We start from the raw sequence: 24,100 nt of genomic DNA on the forward strand, positions 1-24,100 counted from the left end.
ACCGGAAACACGGGGCTTCATCCCAAAAGGATCCGGCGCAGGCAGGTCAGGCATGTCTTTGCCACCGATCCCCGGGGGCGGCAGGTGTCCGGCAGGTACCCGCCAGGGGCGTTCTGCGCCATGCCGGCCTTTCCGCCGCAGCCTTCCCTGGCGGCAGCTGACGGGAAGGCGGCGCAGCTGCGGAAACTCGCCCATCAGAGCATTTTTGACTGTTGACACCGGCAGGGATGCCCTTAAAAGGCTGGCTCAGAGATTTCGCGGGGAAGCCATCTTTCCCGATGCAGGAGAGACGACTATGGCGAAGCCGACGACGATCAAGATCCGTCTGAACTCGACGGCGGGCACCGGGCACTTCTACGTGACCAAAAAGAATGCCCGCACCATGACCGAGAAGATGGTTGTTAAGAAATACGACCCCGTCAAGCGGGAGCATGTCGAATATAAAGAAGGCAAGATCAAGTAAGATCTGCCTCCCATTCGGGATGAAAGGCCGTGCCCTCAGGGCGCGGCCTTTTCGCTTTTGCGGCACAGAGAATCCGGGGAGCCTGGCATGCAGCGCATCATGATCATCGGTCAGCCTGGCTCGGGGAAATCGACACTGGCGCGGGCCCTGTCGCAGATCACCGGGCTGCCGGTCATCCATATCGACCGCATTCACTGGCAATCGGGCTGGGTGGAGCGCTCGCGTGCGGAAAAGACCCGGCTGTGTCATGAGGCAGAAGCGGGGGAGGCCTGGATTTTCGAAGGCGGGCATTCTGCCACCTGGGACAATCGTATCCGGCGGGCAGATCTGCTGATCTGGCTGGATCTGCCGCTGGGGCTCAGGATGTGGCGCGTGCTCTGGCGGCTTGTTCGCCATTATGGCCGCAGCCGCCCCGATCTGCCCGAGGGCTGCCCCGAGCGTCTGGGGCGCGAGAGCCTGGCATTCTGGGCCTGGATCTGGAACACGCGCCATTCGGCGCGCCAGGGGATGGCGCGGCTTGCCGGATCGGAAGCGGCAAGGGGCAAGCTGATCCATCTGCGCTCGCGTCGCGAGGTGGCGGCATGGTTGCAGGCGCAGGAATGTGGGCGCAGGAACGGGCCTGGCAACGCTGAGCTGCGATAAGGAACAGGTACGGACAAAAGAAAACCCCGCGCTGCCGGAAGGCTGCGCGGGGTTTCGTTCTTACCAGGCCAGGTCTGGCCCGGACGGTCTGCTTATTCGCGGTTGCCCATGAATTGCAGCAGGAACATGAAGAGGTTGATGAAGTCGAGATAGAGGCTCAGCGCACCCATGATGGCTGCCTTGCCGAGCCATTCCTGATCACCCGACACTGCGTGCTGGATATAGGTGTTCTTGATGTTCTGCGTGTCATAGGCGGTCAGGCCGGCGAAGATCAGCACGCCGATCACCGGGATCGCGAAGGCAAGACCTTCCGATTGCAGGAACATGTTCACGATCATCGCGACGATCAGACCAACGAGGCCCATCATCAGGAAGGTGCCCATGCCCGACAGGTCGCGCTTGGTCAGATAGCCATAGAGCGACAGCGCGAGGAAGGAGATCGAGGTCACGAGGAAAGTCGAAGCGATCGATCCGCCGGTGAAGACGATGAAGATCCAGGACAGCGAAAGGCCCATGGCCGCCGCATAGACGTAGAAGAACAGCTGGGCCGACGCGACCGAGAGGCGGTTGACCAGTGCACCAAAGGCGAAAACCATCACCAGCGGCAGGAACATGATCACCCATTTCAGCGGCGAGGCGAAGAGGGTGTAACCAAACTGGGTCAGATAGGTGCCGCTGCGGATTTCAGCCACAGCCAGCGACGGATCGGTGGTCGTGGTCAGGCCCGAAATCCCCCAGGCCACAGCAGCCGTGATCAGCATCGCTACGGACATCAGCCCGTAGACCTTGTTCATATGGGCGCGAAGCCCTTCGTCGATCTGAGCGCGGGCGCCAACGCCTACGCCGCGGATCGTTTCATATTGAGCCATTTAAGCCTCCGATGTTGTCCCTAAGGGCAACGCCGGGGAGTCCGGCGCACCTCACTGCCCGAATATCGGAAAGGATCGGCGTGATTTCAAGGATTTCCGCCCTCGCCAGGGTTAAAAATCATGTCATCTGTTGCGAATTGTTGTATCCGGCCCCGGATCGGGCAGGCGCGCGGGGCGGAGTTGCGCCGTGAATGCCCGCGCGGCCCGCAGTGATATCTCTCAGTGATACCAATGGCCCGGCGCATCCCAGAACGGGCGCGCGGCCTCGGCTTCGGCCTCGCGATGGCTCAGGCCGATATCCAGCAACAGCCGGCTGTCCAGCCGCGCGAGCTGTCGGCGGTGGCGCCGGAGGGCATAGGCAAGCGCGATGCGGCGCCAGAAGCCGGAGCGCGCGTTTTTGCGGGGCAGGCGCGAGAGGAAAGGCAGGCTGAGGGCGCGCATCACCGGAATCCTTGTGATCTGATTTTGTGATGCGGACCTTTGGTTGCATCAGGCATGTTGATGTTTCGCCGAAATCCTTCCATAATGGAAATGAATGATTGTTGGGTTAATCATCAGGATCTGTGATATGCCGCGCAACCTCGACATGACCGCTTTGCGCTCTTTCGTCACCGTGGCCGATGTCGGCGGTGTGACGCGGGCGGCGGGCTTTCTCAATCTGACGCAATCGGCGGTTTCGATGCAGATCAAGCGGCTTGAAGAGGCGCTTGGGCTGCCCTTGTTCCTGCGGGCGGCGCGCAAGCTGGCGCTCTCGCCCGAGGGAGAGATGCTGGTCTCTTATGGTCGGCGCCTGCTTGAGATCAATGACGAGGCGCTGTCGCGGCTGGGGGGCGCGAAATACCAGGGCGAGATCCGGCTGGGTGTGCCCTATGATATTGTTTATCCCGCGATTCCCCAGATCCTGAAACGGCTGGGGCAAAGCTGGCCACTGATGCGGATCAATCTGGTGTCCTCGTTCACGCTGCACCTGAAAGAGGATTTCGCGCGCGGCAAATTCGATGTGATCGTGACCACCGAAGACCAGCCCGATGCCGGCGCCGAGGTGCTGTCATTGCGGCAGTTGCAATGGATCGGGGCGATTGATGGCACCGCCTGGCAGCGCCGGCCGCTGCGGCTTGGCTTCAAGCAAAGCTGTATCTTCCGGCCGCTGGCGATGACTGCGCTGGATCAGGCCGGCATCCCCTGGGAGCTGGCGGTGGATGGCGAAAGCGACCAGGTGGTGGATGCCTCGGTCGCGGCGGATCTTGCGGTGACGGTGCGCATCGCAGATGGCCTGCCCGAAGCGACCCAGCCGATCAGCGGCGAGAATGCGCTGCCCGCCCTCGGGCGGACGAAGATCGGGCTCTATGCGCTCGACACGATGCGCGGCGATGCCGGGGGTGAAGTGGCGGCGGCGCTTTTGTCCGAATTGCGCTGCGCCTATGGGGGGTAGGGGTGGTCGCCTCAGCCGGGGGTGGTCAGCAGAACCAGCTTGCCGGTCGCCTGGCGGCTGCGGATGGTCTCCAGCCCTGCTTCCAGCTGCGTGAAGGGCAGCTGTTGCGAGATCAGCGGATGAATGCGCCCCTCCTGCCACCAGGCGAAAAGCTGGCGCAGGCTCGCCGCAAGCTCGCCGGGGGCGAAATCGGAATAGCCGCCATACCAGAAGCCGATCACCGTAATATTGCGCACGAGCAACTGATTGAGCGGCACCTGCGGCACCTCGCCGCCGGCGAAACCGATGGCGAGCATCCGCCCGCCTGGCCTTGTTGCCCGCATCGCGGCATCAAATCCCGGGCCGCCCACCGTGTCATAGGTCACGTCGATGCCGCCAAGCGCGCGCAACCGGTCCTTCAGATCGGGCGCATCGCTGTCGATCACCTCATCGGCGCCGGCCGCGCGGGCGATGGCCGCTTTCTCTGTCCCCCGGACTGAGGCAATCACCCGCGCGCCGAGGAGATGCCCGATCGCGACCGCCGTCAGCCCGACCCCGCCCGCAGCGCCGGTGACGAACAGCGTCTCACCCGTCCGCAGCATGGCCTTGCCCGCAAGTGCGAGATGCGAGGTGCCCCAGGCAATCTGGAACCCGGCGGCGGTGGCGAAATCCATACCCTCGGGCAGCGCGACCAGCGCCGCCGCCGGCGCGACCGCATATTCCGCAAATCCGCCCTTTGAGACCAGCGCCGCCACGCGCGCACCGATTGCGGGCCCGCCGTTTTCAGCGTGTCCGGGCCCGAGGGCGATCAGGCTGCCGGAAAGCTCCAGCCCGCCGGTCACCGGCAGCGTATGGCGCACCTGATAACGCCCCTGGTTCATCAGCAGATCGGCAAAATTCAGCCCCGCCGCTGCAACCTGCACCAGAGCCTCGCCAGGGCCGGGGATGGGGATATCCACCTCGCAAAGCTGCATCGGCGCCCCTGGGGCCAGCGTCTGCCATGCTTTCATCCGCGTCATCTGCCTGATCCCCCCCAGCCTCTGGCGCAGACTTCCCGCACAACTGCCAGAAAGCAAATGGTTTTCTCGCAGATGTCGCGCAGGTTCAACAGCATCGTTCTCAGGGGCTTGTGCAATTTGCACAATATTATCATTTTGAGACGCATAATGGAGGTATCGCAATGGGCGAGTAGTCGCCTGTTCAAAGCATCTATAGGTGAAGTTGCCTAGGGCATCCGGAGTAAATTGCGTGGCCGGAAATTTCATCGGGCCAAAACCAGCCTGTTTTATGGTCGTTTGTCGGATGGTGCTAAAAAATCTCGGTGCCGCTGTGCAAATGGCATGAAATATGCTTGTATCCTTATGGGAGGAGCCCGTCGAGAAGGCTCACTTGCGGTTTAGTTCCTGGTAGAAGTCGTACGGAGTTAAGAATGAAGCACCCTGTTGACGCCCATGTGGGCAAACGTATCCGCCACCGTCGCTGGATGGTGGGGATGACTCAACAACAGCTGGCCGACAAGGTTGGCATCAAATTCCAGCAAATTCAGAAATATGAAACCGGCATGAACCGGGTCAGCGCGTCGCGGCTCTGGGATATTGCCGATGCTCTGGGGGTGCAGATTGCCTTCTTCTTCGAAGGGCTCGCCGAGGGTGTCGAGGCTCATTCCGGGCAGGGTGATATGATGGCCGATAAAGAGGCGCTGGAACTGGTGCGCTCCTATTATTCCATCCCCGAGGCGCAGCGTCGTCGCCTCTTTGATCTCGCCCGGGTTCTTTCCGCCGCCTGATCGCCTGACGCGAAATTTCCCGCGTTATTGGCCCTGACAGGCCAGCCCGTTATTTTCGGGCGACGGGGATGGCCGGGATGTGGGCGTAGCCGCGCCCCATCCTGGCCACCGGGGTTTCTTGACCTCATGACCCGGGGCGGTTAGCGCCGGAGGGACATGTAAGGTGAGACGATGACATCTGATTCCCTGACGCTTTCCGACAGCACGCTGCGCCGCCCGCCCTCGGGCCTTGCCGCTGCGCTGCCGCTGACCGAGATCAACGCGCTGATCGCCACCGCCCATGCGCTTGCCGATGCGGCGCGGGTGGCGACGCTGGACTATTTCCGCCGCCCCGGCCTTGCAGCCGACAACAAAGAGACTGCGCGCTTTGATCCGGTCACCATGGGGGACCGCCTCTCAGAGCAGCGGATGCGCGAGATCCTCGCGCAGCAGCGGCCGCAGGATGCGATCCTTGGTGAAGAATTCGGCACAACCACCGGCACTTCGGGCCTGACCTGGGTACTCGACCCGATCGACGGCACCCGTGGCTTTCTGACCGGCAGCCCGACCTGGGGCGTGCTGATCTCTCTGCGTGACGAGACCGGCCCGGTTTATGGCATCATCGACCAGCCCCATATCGGTGAGCGTTTCGAGGGCGGCTTCGGTCTCTCCCGCGTCGCCGGGCCGCATGGCACGCATCCGCTTGCGACACGCCCGGAGCGGGGTCTGGAGGAGGCGTTTCTCTATACCACCTTCCCCGAGATCGGCAGCGAAGCGGAATATGCCGCTTTCCGCCGCGTGTCCGAAAAGGCCAAGCTGGTCCGCTATGGCATGGATTGCTACGCCTATGCTTTGCTGGCGGCTGGGCAGATCGATCTTGTGATTGAGGCCGGTCTGCAGGCCTATGACATCCAGGCGCCGATGGCGGTGATCCGGGCGGCGGGGGGGATTGTGACCTCCTGGGATGGGGGCGACTGCGCACAGGGCGGCCGGGTTCTGGCGGCGGCCAATCCCGGGATCCATGCGGCGGCGCTGGAGCTTCTGAACGCGACTGCCTGATCTGGTATCGGGTTCCGACATGAAAAAAGGCGGTGCCTGCGGGCGCCGCCTTTTCTGGTTCAGGCGATCGGGCAAGTGCTTTGCGCCCGGATTACCTCCGGTCCCAGCCGATCAGCGCTGCAAGCAGCAACAAGGCCGAGCCGGCAACCCAGGCCCAGGCGCCTGGCCCGGCAAGGTCGGTGACGGCCCGGACGACATCATTGGCCTTCCCGATATCGACATTGACCGGCACCGGCAGGTCTGAGGCGCCCTTGCTGATCTTCCACACCGTCCAGCCGGTCAGGCCCACACCAAGGCCCCCGCCCAGAAGGCCAATCAGACGCGAGGGCAGGTTGAACAGAACAAGCACCAGAAACACCGCCGCCAGCACAAAGGTCGCAAGGAAAGCCACCAGTTCCCCGGGTGAGCTGGCGACGAAACTGCGCAGCGCCGCGACATCGGGTTTCAGCGCGCTGATCAGATCCCAGGGCGTGACCGCGGGGATGGGAAGAGCAGGGCCGGTCCAGGACAGGAAAAGGCTGACCAGAATGGCAATGGCGGAAAGTATAGAAAGGGCACGCAAATCAAGGCTCCGATACTGACTGTCCGGCGGCCAGGCGATATGCGGCCCTGCCGGCGGTTCACGGCGATGTGATGGATGTGATCCGGCCATCGCTTTGTGGTCAAGCATAAAGATCGGGATGTCGAAGGCCGGGCAGAGAGCCGGCGGGGCGGCGGCGCTTATGGGGCTATTCCAGGACGGTTTTGCCCGGATGGGCGCGATTTTGCTGACTTACGGCACAGGGATCGGCCTGTCCCGGCGCGTTTTTCTTTGCCTGCATTCGGGGCCTGCATTCGGGCGATTGAGCCGGCGGCCCGGCTCGGCTATCACTGGCGCCATGAGCCATGATTTCAATTTCCAGCGCCGTGAGACCTTTGACACCTTCCGCGAGTCGAAAGGGGTGAAACTGCCGGCCCGCGCCGTGGTGGATTTCGCCTTTTTCCCCGAGCTGGAAAAGCCCGACTGGACGGGTATTTCCCGCGCGCTTGAGGCGGCGGGCTACCGTGTCAGCCGCCCCGATGCAGAGGGGGAAGAAGGCGAAGAACTGATCGCCTCGACCGGGCCGATCCCGATCAGTGCCGAGGAAATCTGGAAATATGAAGAGGCCGCGACAAAGATCGCGATCCGCTTTGATTTCTATCCCGATGGCTGGGAACTCGATATCTGAGGCGGGGGCGGCGCCGGTGGTGTTCTGTGGCGCCTGCAGGCCCCGTCGTGCCAGGCCACGCAGCGGCTTTTCACTCACGGAAGCTGAAAATGGATGAAGCACGCCGATGCGCGGGCTATAAAGATGCAATCAGTTGGATCATCTTATCCGAATGCGGGTCCGGGCCCGACGGGCCTGGCAGGCATCGGGGTGATCCGGGCGGCCGTAACGGGCCGGATGAGAGATCAGTATAAGGGACAGCAGGCAGTTCTGCATAAATGTCCGGCGTGTGCGGTTGAGCGGCAGGGAGAAACAAGTGTTCGGCAGATTCCTTCTTGGAGCGGGGCTGGGTGGTCTGGTCGGGACCGGCGTGCTTGCGCTGGTGTCGGTATCGCTTTCCGGGCCGCTCCCGCAAAACTCCACCGCCAGCACTGTCCGCAGCGAAGCCGGTATCGAAGACCCTGACGCCCGCCTGGCCCCTGACGCCAAAACCCTGACCGAAGAGACCGCCGGCGAGGCTGCCGCAGTGGTTGATCCTGCAACCGATCCTGTGGCCGGGACCCCGACAGTACCGCCCCTCAATGCTGCGGAAGCGCCGGAGGTCACAGAGACCGCAAAGCAGACCGCGCCCGAGGAGAGGGCGGATCCCGAATTCGCTGCAGCGCCGAAACTGATCGACCTTCCCGAATTGGCGCTGGAACATTCTTCGGACCCGGCGCTGGCTGCTGCGCTGGAGGCTGCGTTTGATGCGGGTGATACGGCACCGGGCCTTGTCCCGGATCAGCCGGCGGATCTTGCCGATGCCGCAAATGACGCGGTGCCGCAGGCCCCGGCCGCGCCTGAAGCCGCGCCGCTGGTCGCGGGCGTAACGGAGGAGCCCGACACTGTCGTGACGCCGCCGGCTGACCTTGCGGGGCTGCCTGAAACACCGGCTCTGCCGCAAGACGGTCTCGCGAATGGCGAAACCGGGGGCACCGCCGCCGGAGCGACGGTATCGCGTCCGGCAGATCCTGCAGAGGACAGCGCGCCGGCGCTCGCATCGGTGCCCGAGCCACCGCCCCTGACGGTTGAGGAAGAGCAGATGCTGGCGCAGATGGCGGCTGATCAGCTGTCGGAGGGCACAGCGCCGGCCAAAGACGCAACTGCGCTGCCGGCGGGCGATGGTTTTGTGATCATTGAAGACATGCCCCCGTCCGCACCGACACCGGCAGAGGCTGCAGCCGATACCGCTCTGGCAGATGCTGCAGGCGGGCAGGGCGCCGTCGAAGACCTGCCTGCGGATCGCGACCCTGCACCAGATAGCGCGGAGCTTTCTGCCGACAGCGATGGGCCAGAGACCGGAGCGGCATCGGACCCGGCGGCGGTTAAAATGCTCACTCTGGACGATAATTCGTCATTGCCCGGCAATGGCGCGATCAGCCGCGAAACCGGTGATGGCAGCAGCCGCCTGCCGCGGATCGGCGAAACGCCGCAAGAAGTGACGGCGGAAGGCGCGGCAATCGGGTCTGACGCGCCGCGCCTCCTTTTTGCGCGCGATTTTGAAAACCCCGCCAACAAGCCGCGTTTTGCGGTGATCCTGCTGGATGACGGCTCGCCGGAGCTGGATCGTGCCGCCCTTGCCGATCTGCCTTTCGCGGTCAGTTTCGCGATCGATCCGCAATTGCCCAATGCCGCTGAGATCGCCGCGCTGTACCGCGCCGCCGGCCAGGAGGTGATCATGGTCGCGTCCGGCCTGCCGAAGGGCGCCGTGGCGAGCGATGTCGCGGTGGCCTTTGGTGCCATGGCGCAGGTATTGCCCGAAGCGGTGGCGACAATGGACGCGCCGGGGCGCAGCTTTCAGGCCGACCGCCCGCTGGCCAGCCTTGTCGTGCCCGAGATCGCCGCTCAGGGGCGCGGGCTCATCACCTGGAATATCGGCCTCAACGCGGCTGACCAGGTGGCAAAGCGCGAGGATGTTCCGGCAGCCGTGATCTTCCGCGATCTTGATGCCGAGGGTGAGGAGGCGCCGGTGATCCGCCGCTATCTCGACCGTGCAGCCTTCAAGGCGGCGCAGGATGGCGGCGTGACGGTCTTTGGCCGGGCCAGCCATGCGGCAACGGTGACCGCGCTTCTTGAATGGGCCGTCGAGGGCCGCGCCGCCAGTGTCGAACTGGCGCCTGTTACGGCGATGCTGGATGTCGACTGAGCAGATGGTAATGATCCGCCCGGCCCTGCGCGCCGATGTGCCAGCGATCTTTCGCATCCGTCTTGCGGTGCGGGAAAACGCGCTGAGCGAGGCGGAACTGGCCGCGCTGGGGATCACGCGCGAGACGGTGGCAGAGCTGGTTGAGGCGCCTGGCACCGCCTGGGTGGCGCAAGAGGCAGGCAAGATTCTTGGCTTTTCGATGATCGACCGCGAGGAAGGCTGCCTCTTTGCCGCTTTCGTGGCGCCGGAGGCCGAGAGCAGGGGCATTGGACGCGCGCTGACCAGCGCCGCCGAAGCTGCACTTTTCGCCGATCATGCGGAAATCTGGCTGGAAACGGCGGCAGGCAGCCGGGCCGAGGGCTTTTATCGCCGCCTTGGCTGGGGCGGGGATACGCCGGTGGGGGATGGCGATCTGCGGCTGACAAAGCAGCGCGGCTGAGGTGTCACGCCGCGTCACCCGCTGACAGGCGTGGCTCAGCTGCGCGCCTTGCGGTAGCTGTCTTTCACCGCGATCAGCACGCCGTCAAAGCTGAAAATATCGCAGCCCCGCATATCGACGCTGGCCCCCGCCGCCGAAGTGCCGCGAAAGCGCCAGGTCGACAACCCGGTCTCGCCGGTGATGTGATGCGCGCCCTCAAGCCAGGCGGCGTCAGGGAAGGCCGCGAACAGCGCCGCATAGGCCGCCCGCACTGCCGCCTGACCCTGATGGATCAGGCCTTCGGCCTCGGGCCCGGCCGCGCCGTGAAAGGCAGGATCGGCTGACATACAGCCCATCAGCCCGTCAAGATCGCGCGCATTGAAACAGTCCATCAGCCGCGCCATGGTTGCGAGGCGTGCCTCATCCCGGGCATCATCAACCACCTCAACCTCGAGGAAAGACAGCGGCGCGGTGCCGGCATTGGTCACATTGTGTTCAACCCCCACCCGGCGCGAGTAGGGCACGCCCTGGCTCAATGCCGCCTGTGCCCGCCCGCCACCGGAGAGATCAAGGCCCAGCACACCATCCGTCAGCGGCACGATCACATAGTCATGGCCATGGCGGTGCCAGCCAGTTTCGGCCCCCGGCACGAAACGCCATTCGGTGACGCGAAAACGCTCGTCGTCAATATGGGTGACGGGTTCGGCCTGGGGTTTCGGGGCCCGGGGTTCAGATGCGGGCGGGTGTTCAGACATGGTGACCTCCGGTTTGCTGCACCGATGCTTGCGCAGGCCGGTTGCCTGCCGCAAGCCTGTCGTCCGTCTGGCCTGACCATGCGGAGCGGTCTGGCGTTAAAGCGCCTCTTTCACCGCCTCCATCGCGACATAGGTCGAGGTCTGCGCCACATGCGGCAGCGCCGAGATCCGTTCGGCCAGCACCCGGCGGTAATCGGCGATATCGGCGGTGCGCACCTTAAGAAGGTAATCGAAGCGGCTGGCAATCATATGGCATTGCTCAACCTCGGGCACGGTCAGAACGGCGCGGTTGAAGGCCTGGAGCGCCGCCTCGCGTGTATCGGCCAGCCGCACCTCGACAAAGGCCACATGCGCCAGCCCCATTTTCACCGGGTCGAGAATGGCGCGATACCCCGCAATCACCCCGTCTTCCTCAAGCCGTTTCATCCGCGCCTGGACCGGGCTTTTCGACAGACCGACCCGGCGCGCAAGTTCCACCGCTGAAACCCGGCCCTCGACGGCCAGAATGCGCAGAATCGCATGATCAAATCGATCAAGATCAACAAGGGGATTTGGCATGTAAAATCAACCTTTTCTGGCCATAATGGCCAGCGTTTGCGGAAAGATCAGGAATACTGACTGGCAGATCAGGTGTATCATAGTCAAAACGCAGGAGGTCTGCATGACAAATTCGCTTGATCTGGTCGCTGATGGAAGTCTTGCCCCCGAGGGGGAGCTGGTGCGGGATCTGATCGCGCAAAGCGGTTTGGATCAGGCGGACCGTGACCGGATCGCGGCGGCGGGTGCCGATCTCGTGCGCCGCATCCGCTCGGGTGCGAAGCCGGGGCTGATGGAGGTTTTCTTCGCCGAATACGGGCTCTCGACCGATGAGGGTATCGCGCTGATGTGTCTGGCCGAGGCGCTTTTGCGGGTGCCGGATGCGCCGACGATGGATGCTCTGATCGAGGACAAGATCGCGCCCTCGGACTGGGGCAGGCATCTGGGCCAGTCGGCCTCGTCGCTTGTCAACGCCTCGACCTGGGCATTGATGCTGACCGGCAAAGTGCTGGACGAGCGTGGCCCGGGGATCGCAGGCAGCCTGCGCGGCGCGATCCGGCGGCTGGGCGAGCCGGTGATCCGTTCGGCCACCACGCGCGCGATGAAAGAGATGGGCCGCCAGTTCGTGCTGGGCGAAACCATTGAAAAGGCCATGAAACGCGCGACCGAGCTGGAAGGGAAGGGCTATACCTATTCCTATGATATGCTGGGCGAAGGCGCCAAGACCGAGGCCGATGCCCGCAGCTATCACCTCGCCTATACCCGCGCGATCACCGCAATTGCCGGGGCGGTAAAGGGCCGCGACATCGGCGCCAATCCGGGCGTTTCCGTTAAGCTTTCCGCAATCCATCCGCGTTATGAAGTGGCCCATGAGGCGCGCGTTATGGACGAACTTGTGCCGCGATTGCGGGCTTTGGCGGGGCTCGCGAAATCGGCCGGGATCGGGCTGAATGTCGATGCGGAGGAGGCGGACAGGCTCGATCTGTCGCTGAAGGTGATTGCGGCCACGCTGGAAGACCCGTCGCTGGCGGGCTGGGACGGCTTTGGCGTGGTTGTGCAGGCATATGGCCGGCGCTGCGGGGCGGCGATCGATGTGCTTTACGATCTTGCGACCCGGCTGAACCGCCGCATCATGGTGCGCCTGGTGAAGGGCGCCTATTGGGATTACGAGATCAAACGCGCCCAGGTGATGGGGCTGGAAAGTTTCCCGGTCTTTACCCGCAAACAGGCGACGGATGTGTCTTACATCAGCAATGCGCAAAAGCTGCTGGGCATGACCGACCGCATCTATCCGCAATTTGCGGGTCATAACGCCCATACCGTGGCGGCGGTGCTCGACATGGCGGCGGCGGCGGGCGTGAAACCCGAACAATATGAGTTCCAGCGCCTGCATGGCATGGGCGAAAGGCTGCATGAGATCGTTCATGCCGATCAGAACACGCGCTGCCGCATCTATGCGCCGGTCGGCGCGCATCGCGATCTGCTCGCCTATCTCGTGCGGCGGCTGCTGGAAAACGGGGCGAATTCGTCCTTTGTCAACCAGATCGTTGATGAGGACGTGACCCCGGAACAGGTCGCCGCCTGCCCGCTGGCCTATATGGAAAGCGTCTCGCCGGTCGAGAACCCGGCTGTGCCGCCGGCACCGCAGATCTTCCCGGGCCGGGTCAATTCGAAAGGTTTTGACCTGACCTCGCGCACCGATCTCCGTCAGATTGAGGCCGCGATGCAGCCGCATCTGACCCAGACATACAGCGCCGGGCCGGTCATCGCGGGCCGCGCCGCCGGTGCTTTGCGCACGGATGTGGTGAACCCGGCGACGGGCGAGAGGGTGGGCCATGTCCTCGCCGCCTCCCGCGCCGATGTTGATACCGCCTTGCGCCTGGCCGAGCCCTGGGCCGCCGATGCTGCCACCCGGGCCACCGTCCTGCGCCGCGCAGCCGACGCCTATGAGGCAAATTTCGGCCAGATCTTCGCGCTGCTCACGCGTGAGGCCGGCAAAAACGCCCCCGATATGGTCGGCGAACTGCGCGAAGCGGTTGATTTCCTGCGCTACTATGCCAATGGCGCCGAGGCCCTGACCGCCCCCGCCCGGGGTCGCTTCACCTGTATCAGCCCGTGGAACTTCCCGCTGGCGATCTTTTCGGGCCAGATCGCGGCGGCGCTCGCGGCTGGCAATGCCGTGCTGGCGAAACCGGCGGAACAGACGCCGCTGATCGCCGCGCTGGCCGTCGATCTTTTGCATCAGGCCGGGGTGCCGGTCACCGCGCTGCAGCTTTTGCCGGGCGAGGGCGATGTGGGCGCCTGGCTCACATCGGATCCGCGCGTGGATGGGGTCGCCTTTACCGGCTCGACCGAAGTGGCGCTGCTGATCCGCCGTGCGATGGCGGAAAACCTTGCCCCCGGCGCGCCGCTGATCGCCGAGACCGGCGGGATGAATGCGATGGTGGTTGATTCCACCGCGCTGCCGGAACAGGCGGTGCGCGACATCGTGGCCTCGTCCTTCCAGTCGGCGGGACAGCGCTGTTCGGCCTTGCGTTGCCTTTACGTGCAGGAAGACATCGCGGCCCCGATCCTCGAGATGCTGGAAGGCGCGATGGACGAGCTGTCGATCGGCAATCCGGGTCTTCTGACCACCGATGTCGGGCCGGTGATCGATGCCGAGGCCCTTACGACCATCCGCGCCCATATCGATCAGGCGCGGGTCGAGGGGCGGCTGGTCAAGGAACGCGCGGTGCCGGGGCAGGGAACATTCGCGCCGCCTGCGGTGATCCGCGTGCCGGGGATCGCTGCGATGGAGCGTGAGATTTTCGGCCCTGTCCTGCATGTCGCGACCTTCAGGGCCGGTGAGATCGACAAGGTTATCAATGAGATCAATGCCACCGGCTATGGTCTGACCTTCGGCCTCCATACCCGCATCGATGACCGCGTGCAGCATTTCGTCGAGCGCATCCATTCCGGCAATATCTATGTCAACCGCAACCAGATCGGCGCGGTGGTGGGCAGCCAGCCCTTCGGTGGCGAGGGGCTTTCGGGCACCGGACCAAAGGCCGGCGGCCCGGATTACCTGACCCGCTTCACCCGCCAGGCGGCGCCGCTGCAAGGCGCCACCGGGGCGGTCACCAGCGAGGCCGAGGTCGCCGCAGCACTTGCCAGGGCAGCTGAGGTCGCACCGTCAGAGCCGCTCGATCTGCCCGGTCCGACCGGAGAATCGAACCGGCTTGGCCATTTCGCCTGCCCGCCGGTCCTGTGCCTCGGACCAGGAGCTGCGGCGGTGGCGGCCCAGGCCAATGCGGTCACCGCGCTCGGCGGCGTGGCGGTTGCGGCTGACGGTCTTGACCCTGAGGCGCTGACCAGGCTGCAGGGCTTCAGCGGCGCACTGTTCTGGGGCGAAGAGGCCGGGGCACGCAGCCGCGCCCTCGCATTATCCGCCCGCAAAGGCGCCATCCTGCCGCTGATCACCGGCGCACCCGATCGCGCCCATGTCACGCTCGAGCGTCATGTCTGCATCGATACCACGGCATCGGGCGGCAACGCCAAGCTGCTCTCCGAGGTGGCGGAAGCATAGCGGCCCGACCTGATGGGCGGGCCCTGGCAAGGCTCGCCCAGGTTTGCGACCCGCCCAACTGCTCCCCCGCGCTTGCGGTTTTCTTTGCGTTCGCTTTGACCGCGCTGAACATGGTGGGGCTCTGGCTGGGTAAACTGTCCCGTGGATTGGTAATCCTCCCCGTTTTAAAGGGGTGCAGAAGCAGACTTCAGGCAGCCATCTTCAGTTGTCTCGAGCGGGTGTGATACCGCCGATACCCATGTTGGGCGCCCATTGTTGTGAGTCCATAGCCAGTCAGTTGCGATCTGTTGCGCCTCCTCGATGGCTTCAAAGACGCAGAGGCCCAGCCATTCATGCCGGACCGTTCTGTTGTATCGTTCGACATATATCGAGCCCGAACGCCATGCGTTCGAGTGAGGGCGAGATGGTTCTGCTGGGGTTTCCCGGGCTGGATGTGGTTCAGGGCGCTGCCCTGCTTTTCGGCCCAGATCATCAGCGTAGAGCTGATGTATTCCGGGACATTGTCCACTCGTATCGCCAGAGGTTTGCCTCGCCATTCTATGTGGAGGAGGATCAGGAAACGGTCCAGTGGACAGTTTCCCCGACGAACGGGTTCAGGGACAGGACCACCCGCTCAGCCAGGTATGAGTAGGATCAGAAATCGATCCGGGGGATCGATTACCCGACGAATGTGACGTCGACCTCAATGCCCAGCCCCTCACGGTTGAAGCCGCACAGCGCGTTCAAGAGCCGGATCTGGCGGCCATCGGCCAATCGATCAGCCATAAAGTCCATCGACCAGACCGTGTTCGGTGCCTCAGGGGCGCTGAGCTCATCGCGTTTGTCGCGCTTGATCCTCCGGCGGGGCTTGATCCTCAGGTTCAATTCCAGCTCGCAGTAGATCCTATGGACGCGCTTATGGTTCCACGGGTGCCCCTGGACATTGCGCATGTGCAGGAAGCATAGCCCGAAGCCCCAGGTCCGATGTGCCTTGGTCGGCCCTTCCAGCAGGTCTGCGATGAACTCATTCTCAGCATCGCGCTTCGGGCTGTAGCGAAAGCAGGTCTCGGCTCGACCCAAATGCCCGGCAGGCCAGCGCGATGCTGCCCCCCTTCGTCGCCACTGCCTTCTCTGCCAGTTCCCGGCGTTGAGCTGGTGTTGCGCCGCGCCAGCTTCTGCACAAACGGCCGCTACTTTCTGCACAAAAAAATTTTCCGTCAGGAACTGATTACGCAGCCGGGGTATCTGCGGATCCTGACTGCGAGACTGCGCCTGCGATCACCGTCGCCCATATAGCGGCCCCGTCGAGGATCAACGGGGCCATTGGTGTTCCACCAGACCTGCGACCGGCGCGCGGTGCAGATTTTGTAAGGGCGGAACAGGTCATCCGCCTCGTCCGGATCGACCGACACGGGTTCAAACCCATTCGCGACATGTGCGGCCCATGCCTCATTCGGCGTCATGTGACGCATCTTGCCGGTTTCCGGATCCTCGAACTTCGGCAGGCCGCGATGCGGCTCATTGTTATATTCATCAACCATTGCCCATGCGGCGGTGAGAGGATGTGTTGAACTGTATCATCCGGCCCTTCGTCCATTTGCCATACCATGGCTGTCCATAAAGCTCCTCATTTGAGCGGGCCGAGATCGTAGCGGATAGTCGCACTTTGGCCGCTTTCAGCCGTAGGAGCAGCGATGGCCAGCCCTCATTGGAGTGGTCGGCGTAGAATTTCTGCGCCAGCAGCCCAAGCTGGTTCCATTGAAACTCGGTCTCCGGGAAATCCGGTGTGGCGCATTGATTGACGAAAGCATGGCCCGGAGTCCTCGCGACGCCGATGATTACTACCGCAGCAAGATGCAATCCGACGCGGCCGTGCAGGAGTTCCTGCACCGTCACCCCGAGATGTTCGCGGCCTTTGTGATGCCCGGCTGGATGCATGGCCCCGGCGATCTGGGGCCGACGGCGGCGGGACAGTTCACGCTGGACTATCTGAAGCGGTCACTTCCCGGCATTCCGCCCGGCACCTTTTCCTTCGTTGATGCCCGCGATGTGGCATTCGCCATGGCGGCAGCGGCGGAAAAGGCGCGGCGGGGAGAGCATTATCTGGCGGCGGGCCACCATATCGCCATGCCCGATCTGGTGCGGATCTATGAGCAGGTCACCGGCACACCCTCCCCACGGCGGCAGATCCCGGTCGCCATCCTCTGGCCCATTGCGGCGGTGCAGGAACTGGCCGCCCGGGTCACTGGTCGCCCGGCGCTGCTCAGCCTCGCCACGGTACGGACCATGCGGGCCGAGGCCGAGCGCACCCGCTTTAATCCCGAAAAATCGCAGACTGAGCTCGGCCTGACCTTCCGCCCCATCGCCGAGACGATCCGCGACGAGGTGGCATGGTTCAAAGCGCAGGACATGGCGTGATGCGGGGCAGGTAGCCGGGCGAGTGCGCAGGTGCGCCCATCATGACACAAGACACCCCCGAAAACAGCGTGATGGCCCTTAAAATGCTGGAACACCAGGCCGATTTGACTCAGATGCGTCGTCACGCCGATGCAAGGCTGGGTGAAACGTACACTCTTCGCCAGGTTGCCAACACTGGTCGTTTGAACAGTTTTTGCAGTGCCTCAAACAATGCCGCGCAGGAGCATTTCCGCACCCAGCAGAGCGAGCATGATGAGAAACCAGCGCCGGAAGGTCTGGGGGCTGATGGCGCGGCGCAGATAATGCCCAGCCCGCATCCCGGCCAGCGCCGGCGCGACGGCCATCACCGAGAGCACAAACTGATCGCCCTGCCAGACCGCCTGCGAGGCCAGACCAAGGGCAAGCGCGATGGTCGATGTCGTAAAGGACATTCCAAGCGCCTGCACCAGATCGTCTTTTTTCAGCCCGAGCGCCTGCAGATAGGGCACGGCCGGGATGACGAACACGCCGGTGGCCCCGGCAACCAGCCCGGTTGCCAGCCCGATCAATGGCGACAGCCAGGTTTCATGTCGCGACGGCACCCGGAACGGCGGCGCGAATAAAGTATAGAGTGCATAGGCGATCAGGGTGGCTCCAAGGGCCTTCGTCGTCAGTGAGAGATTACCCGAGCTCATCAGTGGGGCGCTGATCAGCGTTCCTGCCATGCTTGCAACCATCATGGGCCAGAGGCGCCGCACGAGGCCCGAGAGGCCGGGGCCGGCAAGAAGCTGCCAGAGATTCGTGACCATCGAAGGCACGATCAGCAGGCTCGCTGCGGCCGGCGGCGACAAGAGCGCGCCCAGAACGCCCATGGCGACCGTCGGCAGGCCCATCCCGGTCACCCCCTTGACGATCCCGGCCAGGAGGAAGGTCGCGGCAACCAGAAATATCGTGAGATCGCTCATGCACCCTGCATAGGGCACAGTGATCGTGCGGCAATGCGAAAGTTCGATAGTATGGCTTCGGCTGTTCCGAAGGCTGATTTTGCGCTATATGACGGGGATGCGCTTTGATCTTACCGACCTTCGCCTCTTTCTTGCTGTGGCCGATGCCGGCAGCATTACCCATGGCGCTGCCGATGCCGGGCTGTCGCTGCCCGCCGCAAGCGAGCGGTTGCGGGATATGGAACTCTCTGCCGGCCTTCGGCTGCTCGAGCGCGGTCGGCGCGGCGTCACGCTGACCGAAGCGGGCGCGGCCCTTGCCCATCATGCACGGCTGATCACCCGGCAGATGGCGGTAATGCGTGGCGAGCTTGGCCACTACGCCACCGACCTGCGCTCGACGGTGCGGCTGTTGTCGAATACCGCCGCAATGGCCGAGCACCTGCCGCAGCGGCTGGCCGGATGGATGACCGCCCATCCGCGCGTCGATCTCGATCTGAAGGAACGCCAGAGCCCCGACATCGCGCGCAGCGTGGGGGCGGGCTTTGCCGATATCGGCGTTCTTTCGGCGGCAGGGGCGGTACAGGACGGGCTGATCCTGCAGCCCTTTGCCAACGACCGGCTGGTCGTCGTCGCCGCGCAAACGGATGATCTTGCAGCCCTGCGCCGGGTCCGTCTTGCGGACCTTGCCGGGCGTTCTTTCATCGGGCTGTCGGCAAGTGCCCTGCAGGATCACATCACCGCGCAGGCTGCCGCAATCGGGCTGCACCTACACTACCGCGCAAGATTGCGCAGCTTCGAAGCCATCTGCCACATGGCCGGAGCGGGCGCCGGACTTGGCATCGTGCCCCAGACGGCGGCCGCGCGTATGAAGCGACCGGCCCGGATCGCGATCATCCCGCTTGCCGAGGGTTGGGCGCAGCGGCGCCTGTCGGTCTGCATCAAGGCGGGGATCGCGCTTTCCGCGCCGGCACAGAGCCTCTTCACTCATCTGACAGGGGCGGCATCCGCAGGGTGACGCGATCCGGCCAGGGGTTTCTTCCCTCGCGCAACCAGTCCAGGGTTTCACGCCAGAACCCGTCGGCATGACTGCTGTGGAACAGGTTGAAATGGCCGATGCCCTGCCGGCCGTAATCGGCGGGATGCAGTAACGCCGCGCTGCGATCTGCGCCGGAATAATAGCCAAGCGTGCGGCGGATGGCTGGCAGTGTCCCCAATTCGTCATCCGAGACCGCCACGGCGAGAATATCCGCACGTACATTGGCCATGCGCCGCATCACATGCCTTCTTTCAGCTGCCGGATGCGACCATTCGAAACGCGCACGGCGGAAGGCCCATTCACAGGCCACACCTGTCGGCAGATCCTCCAGCCAACCCAGCCGACGCCCGGGAAAATAGCCACAAAGCGCCGTGAGAACCGGCATCGTGAGATGCCATTTGAACAGCAGTGCCAGGCGATGACGGGGGGCGTAGTCCCCCCACCACGCGTATTGCGCACCGACGGTCAGCATTCGCTCGATTTGTTCTGCACCGCGCGCAGGGCCGGGCAGAAAGCCGCCGATGCTGTGGCCCACCACCATCAGAGGCCCCCCGCCTTGCCCGGCCATAAAGTCCAGCGCCGCCGCGAAATCCCGCTCGCCCCAGTCCCGCCATCGATAGCCGCTGCCTCGCAGACTGGCCGGGCGCGACAGGCCGATGCCGCGATAGTCGTAGGTCAGAACCTCGAACCCATACCCTGCAAGGAAACCCGCATAGCGATGGTAGTACCGCGCAAGCACACCCGTGGCAGGGTTGATGATGATACGGCCTGCAGAGCGGCCCGGGCCGCACCAGAGATGACCCTGCAAAGTGATGCCATCGTCGCATTGTAGCATAACAGGGCGGAAGGATGGGGACTCGTGATGTGTGATCTGGCGTTTCATACCTGCCAGACTAACGGTCAGGCCAATTGAGTATATACACTGGTAGGTATACTTATCGGTATGGCCAAGGTATCTGCCCCAACCCGCGACCGTCTACTTGAGGCAGCTGGCAAGCTGTTCTACGCCGAGGGCCTGCGCGCCGTCAGTATGGATGATATCGCCGAGGCGGCAGGGGTGACCAAGCGCACACTGTACTACCATTTCCGCAGCAAAGACGACCTGATCGCCGCCTGGTTGGAGACACGCGATCAGCCCAACCTGGCGGCGTTTCGGCGCTGGTTTTCCAGGGCGGAAGGCGATGTCGCCGACAGGATCCAGGCGATCTTCGACAATCTGGCCCGCGCGGCGCGGCGGCGGACATGGAAGGGCTGTGGTTTCCTCCGGGCCTCGGTGGAGCTTGTCAATCTGCCCGGCCACCCGGCCATCATTGCGGCCCGTGCCCATAAGAAGCGGGTCGAAGACTGGATCTGTTCGGAGTTGCTGCGGGCTGGCATTCCCGGGGACACCAGAGCGATAGCCGCTCAGATCATTCTGCTGCTGGACGGTGCCTTTGCGGTTGTCCTGCTGCATCGCGACCCGGTCTATTTCGAGAACGCCGGAAAGGCAGCGGCCGTCCTGATCCGATCCTGCTGACGCCGTGCGGGAAACGGCAAGTTCCGGGGCGAAGGCTGCTTGCAGGCCGTCAGCATCTTGACAGCGCGTTAAATCGAAACATGTGAAGTTACATGAAACGTGACAGCCGCCTTTCCTCGGTCCTTCATGCGCTGCTGCATATGGCAGAACATGACGGGCCCATGACCTCTGAGGCGCTTGGGCTATGCCTCGGCACCAACCCTGTCGTGGTGCGCCGCACCATGGGGCTCTTGCGTGAGGCGGGGCTGGTTGCTGCCGCACGCGGCCATGCTGGAGGCTGGCGCATCTCGGCAGACCTGGGGCAGGTCAACCTGCGGCAGCTGCACGAAGCGCTTGGCGAGCCAGCGATCTTTGCCATCGGCAACCGCAACGAGACGCCGGATTGTCTGGTGGAACGGGCGGTGAATGCGGCGCTGGATCACGCGTTCCATGAGGCCGAAGCGCTGCTGCTGGAGCGGTTCGCAGAGGTTTCACTGGCCGATCTGGCCGAGGATTTCGCGCGCCGTCATGCCGAAAGGCGGGCCGCACAGGAGTAGAGACATGTAGGATGTGATCGTGATCGGGGGCAGTGGTGGCGCAAGCGTCAACCAAAACGCAAGCAGTCACCCCGAAGGGTTGTGCTTGATTTCCGAACTGAGCGGGAGCATTGTGTCCGTGGGCGTCGAAACCCGGACTGAGGTATACCCGACTGCCGATTTACACGGCCCTCCGTTGGCGCGGAGGTGTTGGGCGAACGCATCCTTGGCGGGATGCAGGACGACAGCTTGGCGGCTGTCCGTCGTCCGACAGCTTATGTCGGGACGGGGGCGCCATGCAATACCCTTTCGGGGGAAAAGCGTCCCGCCTGTCTCTCAGCAGGTTTCGAACGTCCCGGCGCCAGCCTGTCGCTGGCAAAACGGCCGTCGAAAGCCGTCTTCTGAGAGTAAAAACGATATGACCAAGCACGATATGGGGCAGTTCCATCTGCCGCCCGTTCGCCATGACCAGTTGCACGATGATGTTGCCCTTGCGCTGGACGCTATCACAGCGCCGCAGCCGAGCGCCCGCGAGTTGGCCGAAGCCGCCAGCTACCTGCGCCACGCCCTGCACCTGATCAAATCGGGGGTGGCAGCATGATTGCGGATCGTCAAATCTTCGCGGGCCTTGTTCCTGATGAGCGCGCCAATGATTTCGCCTATACGGTTGCCGCCCTGATCAGGACTGCCCGGATCGCGCTGGAGAGCAGCGATACCGGCGGTACCAGCGAGGCCGTGAAGCTCGGTAGCATCGCCCTGACACTTGAGGTCGCGGAGGAAATGCAAGCCGTAGTGATAGACGGCACCGAGGAGCATGAACGCGCGCGGGGCATGGGCTTCTGGACGAAGGAGGCTGGCCATGAAGCGGCGTGACCTCCTGACTCTCGCCCCTGCCGCCCTGGCTGGCTGCGCAGTTCCCGCCAGAGCCTGCACCCTGCGCCTCGATGAAACGCTGGTCGCCACCGCCTATCGGGAATGGGCCGCTTTCCGTGCCTATATCAACGGACCCGCGACCGAAGGGATGAAAAACACAGAGTTTAATCCGCTGGTCGAAGAACTGGACGGGATGGGGCTGGTTCTGCTGACCATCCCGGCCGAGAGCGCCGCCGACTTCATCATGAAGGTGATTGCCTCGACTGATTGGGGGCAAGGCGGGATGCCTGACATCACGGAACTCCCGGAGCTCTGGGCCGAGGCCCGCGCACTTGTGGGGGTGTCGCAATGAGCCAGGTCCTCGACGCACTTGATGAACTTACTCGTGCCCGCGATCTGGTCCAGCTTCTCGAGATGACCACCCGGCACGATCCCGATGACGACCGCAAGGCTCTGGCTTCGGGCTGTGAGGCCGCGCTGATCCGGCTGAATGCTGGACTGGCTCTCCTGAAACCCGCCGCAGAGGGGGCGAGTGAGTAATATGGAAGATTTCAAGTTTCGCGCCGCCCGCCTCTGCACTCCGCATGAAAACCTCTGCGCCGCAATCGGGCTGATCCAGACGCAGATCCTTGCGAACGAAAAGAGGTTGAACCCGGAAGTGATGTTCGGCCTAAGCCATTTCAAAACAGTGCTCTTGAAATGGCAGTCTCTTTACTGGTCGCCATGACCGGGGAGGCAGAGGAACTTCCCTGGGACGACGAGGACAATGTTCCTGCTACAGCGGCAGGCCGCGCCTCCTATGCTGCCGGGGTTCTGGAGGTCGAAGCGCCGCAGTCCCTGCTGGCCCCCGATGGCGGTCCATCTTCCGAGATCATGGACTTCTGCCAGAAGACCGGCGTGAGCCTCGACTTCATTTTCTGCGGCGATGTGAAGGGTATGCTCCGGGCTGCATATCGCCGGGAAAAGGGCGCGGCAACGGCATGACCTATTCCGACAAGGTTCGGGCCGAAATCGCCGCCCGCTATGGTGTCCCGGTGCGCTGTCAGGTGAAGATTATCCCGCCCGGGATGATCGCGGAGGCCTATGACCCATGGGCGCCCGCCGGATCTGTGCGGCGGGGGCGTCAGCTCACCGCGAAAGATCGCCGGAAGATAGTCGAGATGCGGGACGGTGGCGCGAGCTTCCGGCAGATCGGCAGGTATCTCAATCGCAGCACAAGCCTCGTTTATAGCGTGGCCGGGTGCCCGTAAGCGCAAAGCCCCCGGCTTCGATCGGGGGCTTGATCGCTTTTACAGCTTCTAGTCGATGTCATGCTGAATAAATTAAGCGCAAGCCGTGAGGTGGGCTGTGAGGTGGACTGAGAAATGCAGTCACAACCTAATGCTTTGAAACTTATTATAAATTTGAAGATGAATGGTGCTGTGAGAGAGGATTGAACTCTCGACCTCTCCCTTACCAAGGGAGTGCTCTACCACTGAGCTACCACAGCGCCGTCTCGGTGAGCGGGGGAATAAACATAATCATTCCCGACCGCAAGCCCCTTTTCTTGCTCTTGTGACAGGTTCCTTCCGGCGGGCTCTGGACCGTGCCGGGGGGAGAGGCTATTTCTTCAGGGCATGGACCAGTTCGAGAAAAATCCCCCCCAGGACAGACCCGTGGAGAGACCTGCGGACAGACCCGCGCGCAAGGTGGCCGGTGCCCCGGTTGTGAGCGCGGCGGCCACGCGGGAAGGGCGGCTCAAGGCGGCGCTGAAAGCCAATATGGCAAGGCGAAAGGCGCAGGCGCGGGGACGGGCGGAAGGCCCCGGGCCCGAGGAGGGGGCCCATGGCCAGTCGGGCGGAAATATCGGTTCGGAAGAAGGCAGTTAAGCCGTGACCCCGGGATCTGGTCTGAGGGGATCAGGTCCGTGGCATCTGACAGGCGGCAAGGTCGCCGACAGATCCAGGAACCGGCGCGGATCTGTCGGGGCGATGCGTAACAAGGG

The 24,100-nt window shown here is 63.6% G+C and carries 31 protein-coding genes, 1 tRNA gene and 1 pseudogene; 21 read left to right on the forward strand and 12 right to left on the reverse strand.

Annotated features, from left to right (window positions below):
- Window positions 1-295: 295 nt before the first annotated feature.
- On the forward strand, window positions 296-463 hold the full coding sequence (rpmG, locus tag BLW25_RS03655; RefSeq protein ID WP_023666545.1) for a 50S ribosomal protein L33: 168 nt from the start codon (window positions 296-298) through the stop codon (window positions 461-463).
- A gap of 87 nt (window positions 464-550) precedes the next feature.
- Entirely contained in the window at window positions 551-1,105 is a 555-nt protein-coding gene (locus BLW25_RS03660; RefSeq protein ID WP_092896441.1) for an AAA family ATPase, read from the forward strand.
- 92 nt (window positions 1,106-1,197) lie between these two features.
- Here BLW25_RS03660 and BLW25_RS03665 read toward each other — a convergent pair whose 3' ends face one another.
- Both BLW25_RS03665 and BLW25_RS03670 read right to left on the reverse strand, forming a co-directional pair.
- Window positions 1,198-1,974 carry a Bax inhibitor-1/YccA family protein gene (locus tag BLW25_RS03665; RefSeq protein WP_092896443.1) on the reverse strand — a complete coding sequence of 259 codons (777 nt, stop codon included), beginning with the start codon at window positions 1,972-1,974 and terminating at the stop codon, window positions 1,198-1,200.
- Window positions 1,975-2,193: 219 nt separating this feature from the next.
- A complete protein-coding gene (locus tag BLW25_RS03670; protein WP_092896445.1) occupies window positions 2,194-2,415 on the reverse strand; it encodes a DUF1127 domain-containing protein in 222 nt (73 codons plus the stop codon).
- 127 nt (window positions 2,416-2,542) lie between these two features.
- On the opposite strand from BLW25_RS03670, the gene BLW25_RS03675 reads away from it, so the two are divergent.
- A complete protein-coding gene (locus BLW25_RS03675) occupies window positions 2,543-3,406 on the forward strand; it encodes a LysR family transcriptional regulator (protein ID WP_092896447.1) in 864 nt (287 codons plus the stop codon).
- Window positions 3,407-3,417: 11 nt separating this feature from the next.
- Here BLW25_RS03675 and BLW25_RS03680 read toward each other — a convergent pair whose 3' ends face one another.
- The gene (locus BLW25_RS03680) at window positions 3,418-4,395 is read right to left on the reverse strand and encodes an NADPH:quinone oxidoreductase family protein (RefSeq protein ID WP_092896449.1); all 978 of its coding nucleotides are present in this window, start codon (window positions 4,393-4,395) and stop codon (window positions 3,418-3,420) included.
- Window positions 4,396-4,814: 419 nt separating this feature from the next.
- On the opposite strand from BLW25_RS03680, the gene BLW25_RS03685 reads away from it, so the two are divergent.
- The gene (locus tag BLW25_RS03685; RefSeq protein ID WP_092896451.1) at window positions 4,815-5,171 is read left to right on the forward strand and encodes a helix-turn-helix domain-containing protein; all 357 of its coding nucleotides are present in this window, start codon (window positions 4,815-4,817) and stop codon (window positions 5,169-5,171) included.
- A 171-nt stretch (window positions 5,172-5,342) separates the two neighbouring features.
- Entirely contained in the window at window positions 5,343-6,209 is an 867-nt protein-coding gene (locus BLW25_RS03690) for an inositol monophosphatase family protein (protein WP_092896453.1), read from the forward strand.
- A 91-nt stretch (window positions 6,210-6,300) separates the two neighbouring features.
- Here BLW25_RS03690 and BLW25_RS03695 read toward each other — a convergent pair whose 3' ends face one another.
- Window positions 6,301-6,771 (reverse strand): hypothetical protein, encoded by a 471-nt coding sequence (locus BLW25_RS03695; RefSeq protein ID WP_143040433.1) that lies wholly within the window; start codon window positions 6,769-6,771, stop codon window positions 6,301-6,303.
- Between the two features lie 316 nt (window positions 6,772-7,087).
- Between BLW25_RS03695 and BLW25_RS24225 the strand changes: the two genes are divergently transcribed.
- The 3 genes from BLW25_RS24225 to BLW25_RS03710 all read left to right on the forward strand — a co-directional run bounded on the left by BLW25_RS24225 (window position 7,088) and on the right by BLW25_RS03710 (window position 10,020).
- Entirely contained in the window at window positions 7,088-7,417 is a 330-nt protein-coding gene (locus BLW25_RS24225) for a ribonuclease E inhibitor RraB (protein WP_171909465.1), read from the forward strand.
- A 295-nt stretch (window positions 7,418-7,712) separates the two neighbouring features.
- On the forward strand, window positions 7,713-9,581 hold the full coding sequence (locus BLW25_RS03705) for a polysaccharide deacteylase family 2 protein (protein ID WP_092896459.1): 1,869 nt from the start codon (window positions 7,713-7,715) through the stop codon (window positions 9,579-9,581).
- Window positions 9,571-10,020 (forward strand): GNAT family N-acetyltransferase, encoded by a 450-nt coding sequence (locus BLW25_RS03710; RefSeq protein WP_216279326.1) that lies wholly within the window; start codon window positions 9,571-9,573, stop codon window positions 10,018-10,020. Before BLW25_RS03705 ends, BLW25_RS03710 begins: the two co-directional genes overlap by 11 nt.
- A gap of 35 nt (window positions 10,021-10,055) precedes the next feature.
- Here the strand turns inward: BLW25_RS03710 and BLW25_RS03715 are convergent, their stop codons facing one another.
- On the reverse strand, window positions 10,056-10,754 hold the full coding sequence (locus tag BLW25_RS03715; RefSeq protein WP_092896461.1) for a nuclear transport factor 2 family protein: 699 nt from the start codon (window positions 10,752-10,754) through the stop codon (window positions 10,056-10,058).
- A 96-nt stretch (window positions 10,755-10,850) separates the two neighbouring features.
- Window positions 10,851-11,312: an Lrp/AsnC family transcriptional regulator gene (locus BLW25_RS03720; protein WP_092896463.1), complete on the reverse strand. Its 462-nt coding sequence runs from the start codon at window positions 11,310-11,312 to the stop codon at window positions 10,851-10,853.
- A gap of 103 nt (window positions 11,313-11,415) precedes the next feature.
- On the opposite strand from BLW25_RS03720, the gene putA reads away from it, so the two are divergent.
- Entirely contained in the window at window positions 11,416-14,856 is a 3,441-nt protein-coding gene (gene putA, locus BLW25_RS03725) for a bifunctional proline dehydrogenase/L-glutamate gamma-semialdehyde dehydrogenase PutA (RefSeq protein WP_092896465.1), read from the forward strand.
- Window positions 14,857-15,043: 187 nt separating this feature from the next.
- Here putA and BLW25_RS25480 read toward each other — a convergent pair.
- The 3 genes and pseudogenes from BLW25_RS25480 to BLW25_RS24870 form a co-directional block, all read right to left on the reverse strand.
- Window positions 15,044-15,991: pseudogene (locus BLW25_RS25480) on the reverse strand (integrase core domain-containing protein); the annotation flags it as partial.
- Between the two features lie 61 nt (window positions 15,992-16,052).
- Window positions 16,053-16,376, reverse strand: coding sequence for a hypothetical protein (locus BLW25_RS03740; protein WP_092896467.1), 324 nt, complete (start codon window positions 16,374-16,376; stop codon window positions 16,053-16,055).
- Entirely contained in the window at window positions 16,369-16,725 is a 357-nt protein-coding gene (locus BLW25_RS24870; protein ID WP_290438661.1) for a ClbS/DfsB family four-helix bundle protein, read from the reverse strand. The genes BLW25_RS03740 and BLW25_RS24870 overlap by 8 nt, the downstream gene beginning before the upstream one ends.
- On the opposite strand from BLW25_RS24870, the gene BLW25_RS03750 reads away from it, so the two are divergent.
- Window positions 16,690-17,253, forward strand: coding sequence for a Rossmann-fold NAD(P)-binding domain-containing protein (locus BLW25_RS03750; protein ID WP_171909431.1), 564 nt, complete (start codon window positions 16,690-16,692; stop codon window positions 17,251-17,253). The two genes, BLW25_RS24870 and BLW25_RS03750, sit on opposite strands and share 36 nt — an antisense overlap.
- Before the next feature lie 203 nt (window positions 17,254-17,456).
- Here BLW25_RS03750 and BLW25_RS03755 read toward each other — a convergent pair whose 3' ends face one another.
- Entirely contained in the window at window positions 17,457-18,197 is a 741-nt protein-coding gene (locus BLW25_RS03755; RefSeq protein ID WP_092896473.1) for a sulfite exporter TauE/SafE family protein, read from the reverse strand.
- A 97-nt stretch (window positions 18,198-18,294) separates the two neighbouring features.
- On the opposite strand from BLW25_RS03755, the gene BLW25_RS03760 reads away from it, so the two are divergent.
- Window positions 18,295-19,191 (forward strand): LysR family transcriptional regulator, encoded by an 897-nt coding sequence (locus BLW25_RS03760; RefSeq protein ID WP_092901465.1) that lies wholly within the window; start codon window positions 18,295-18,297, stop codon window positions 19,189-19,191.
- Here the strand turns inward: BLW25_RS03760 and BLW25_RS03765 are convergent.
- Window positions 19,157-20,095 (reverse strand): alpha/beta hydrolase family protein, encoded by a 939-nt coding sequence (locus tag BLW25_RS03765; protein WP_092896475.1) that lies wholly within the window; start codon window positions 20,093-20,095, stop codon window positions 19,157-19,159. The two genes, BLW25_RS03760 and BLW25_RS03765, sit on opposite strands and share 35 nt — an antisense overlap.
- 60 nt (window positions 20,096-20,155) lie before the next feature.
- On the opposite strand from BLW25_RS03765, the gene BLW25_RS03770 reads away from it, so the two are divergent.
- From BLW25_RS03770 to BLW25_RS03810, 9 genes are all read left to right on the forward strand, one after another.
- Window positions 20,156-20,728: a TetR/AcrR family transcriptional regulator gene (locus BLW25_RS03770; RefSeq protein WP_092896477.1), complete on the forward strand. Its 573-nt coding sequence runs from the start codon at window positions 20,156-20,158 to the stop codon at window positions 20,726-20,728.
- A gap of 92 nt (window positions 20,729-20,820) precedes the next feature.
- Window positions 20,821-21,264 carry an Rrf2 family transcriptional regulator gene (locus tag BLW25_RS03775; protein ID WP_092896479.1) on the forward strand — a complete coding sequence of 148 codons (444 nt, stop codon included), beginning with the start codon at window positions 20,821-20,823 and terminating at the stop codon, window positions 21,262-21,264.
- Window positions 21,265-21,661: 397 nt separating this feature from the next.
- Window positions 21,662-21,844 carry a hypothetical protein gene (locus BLW25_RS03780; protein ID WP_092896481.1) on the forward strand — a complete coding sequence of 61 codons (183 nt, stop codon included), beginning with the start codon at window positions 21,662-21,664 and terminating at the stop codon, window positions 21,842-21,844.
- Window positions 21,841-22,116, forward strand: coding sequence for a hypothetical protein (locus BLW25_RS03785; protein ID WP_092896483.1), 276 nt, complete (start codon window positions 21,841-21,843; stop codon window positions 22,114-22,116). Before BLW25_RS03780 ends, BLW25_RS03785 begins: the two co-directional genes overlap by 4 nt.
- Complete coding sequence (locus tag BLW25_RS03790) at window positions 22,103-22,468, forward strand: hypothetical protein (RefSeq protein WP_092896142.1); 366 nt, start codon at window positions 22,103-22,105, stop codon at window positions 22,466-22,468. The genes BLW25_RS03785 and BLW25_RS03790 overlap by 14 nt, the downstream gene beginning before the upstream one ends.
- Window positions 22,465-22,656, forward strand: a complete 192-nt coding sequence (locus BLW25_RS03795) for a hypothetical protein (RefSeq protein WP_092896140.1) — start codon at window positions 22,465-22,467, stop codon at window positions 22,654-22,656. The genes BLW25_RS03790 and BLW25_RS03795 overlap by 4 nt, the downstream gene beginning before the upstream one ends.
- A 1-nt stretch (window position 22,657) precedes the next feature.
- Window positions 22,658-22,843 (forward strand): hypothetical protein, encoded by a 186-nt coding sequence (locus BLW25_RS03800; protein WP_092896138.1) that lies wholly within the window; start codon window positions 22,658-22,660, stop codon window positions 22,841-22,843.
- Window positions 22,816-23,100, forward strand: coding sequence for a hypothetical protein (locus BLW25_RS03805; protein ID WP_143040425.1), 285 nt, complete (start codon window positions 22,816-22,818; stop codon window positions 23,098-23,100). Before BLW25_RS03800 ends, BLW25_RS03805 begins: the two co-directional genes overlap by 28 nt.
- Window positions 23,097-23,366 (forward strand): helix-turn-helix domain-containing protein, encoded by a 270-nt coding sequence (locus BLW25_RS03810; protein WP_092896134.1) that lies wholly within the window; start codon window positions 23,097-23,099, stop codon window positions 23,364-23,366. Before BLW25_RS03805 ends, BLW25_RS03810 begins: the two co-directional genes overlap by 4 nt.
- Window positions 23,367-23,530: 164 nt before the next feature.
- On the opposite strand, the gene BLW25_RS03815 is transcribed toward BLW25_RS03810, so the two are convergent.
- A tRNA-Thr gene (locus BLW25_RS03815) sits at window positions 23,531-23,605 on the reverse strand.
- Window positions 23,606-23,732: 127 nt separating this feature from the next.
- On the opposite strand from BLW25_RS03815, the gene BLW25_RS03820 reads away from it, so the two are divergent.
- On the forward strand, window positions 23,733-23,984 hold the full coding sequence (locus tag BLW25_RS03820) for a hypothetical protein (protein ID WP_092896485.1): 252 nt from the start codon (window positions 23,733-23,735) through the stop codon (window positions 23,982-23,984).
- The last annotated feature ends 116 nt before the right edge of the window (window positions 23,985-24,100 follow it).

The organism is Rhodobacter sp. 24-YEA-8 (assembly GCF_900105075.1).
Lineage (GTDB): Bacteria > Pseudomonadota > Alphaproteobacteria > Rhodobacterales > Rhodobacteraceae > Pseudogemmobacter.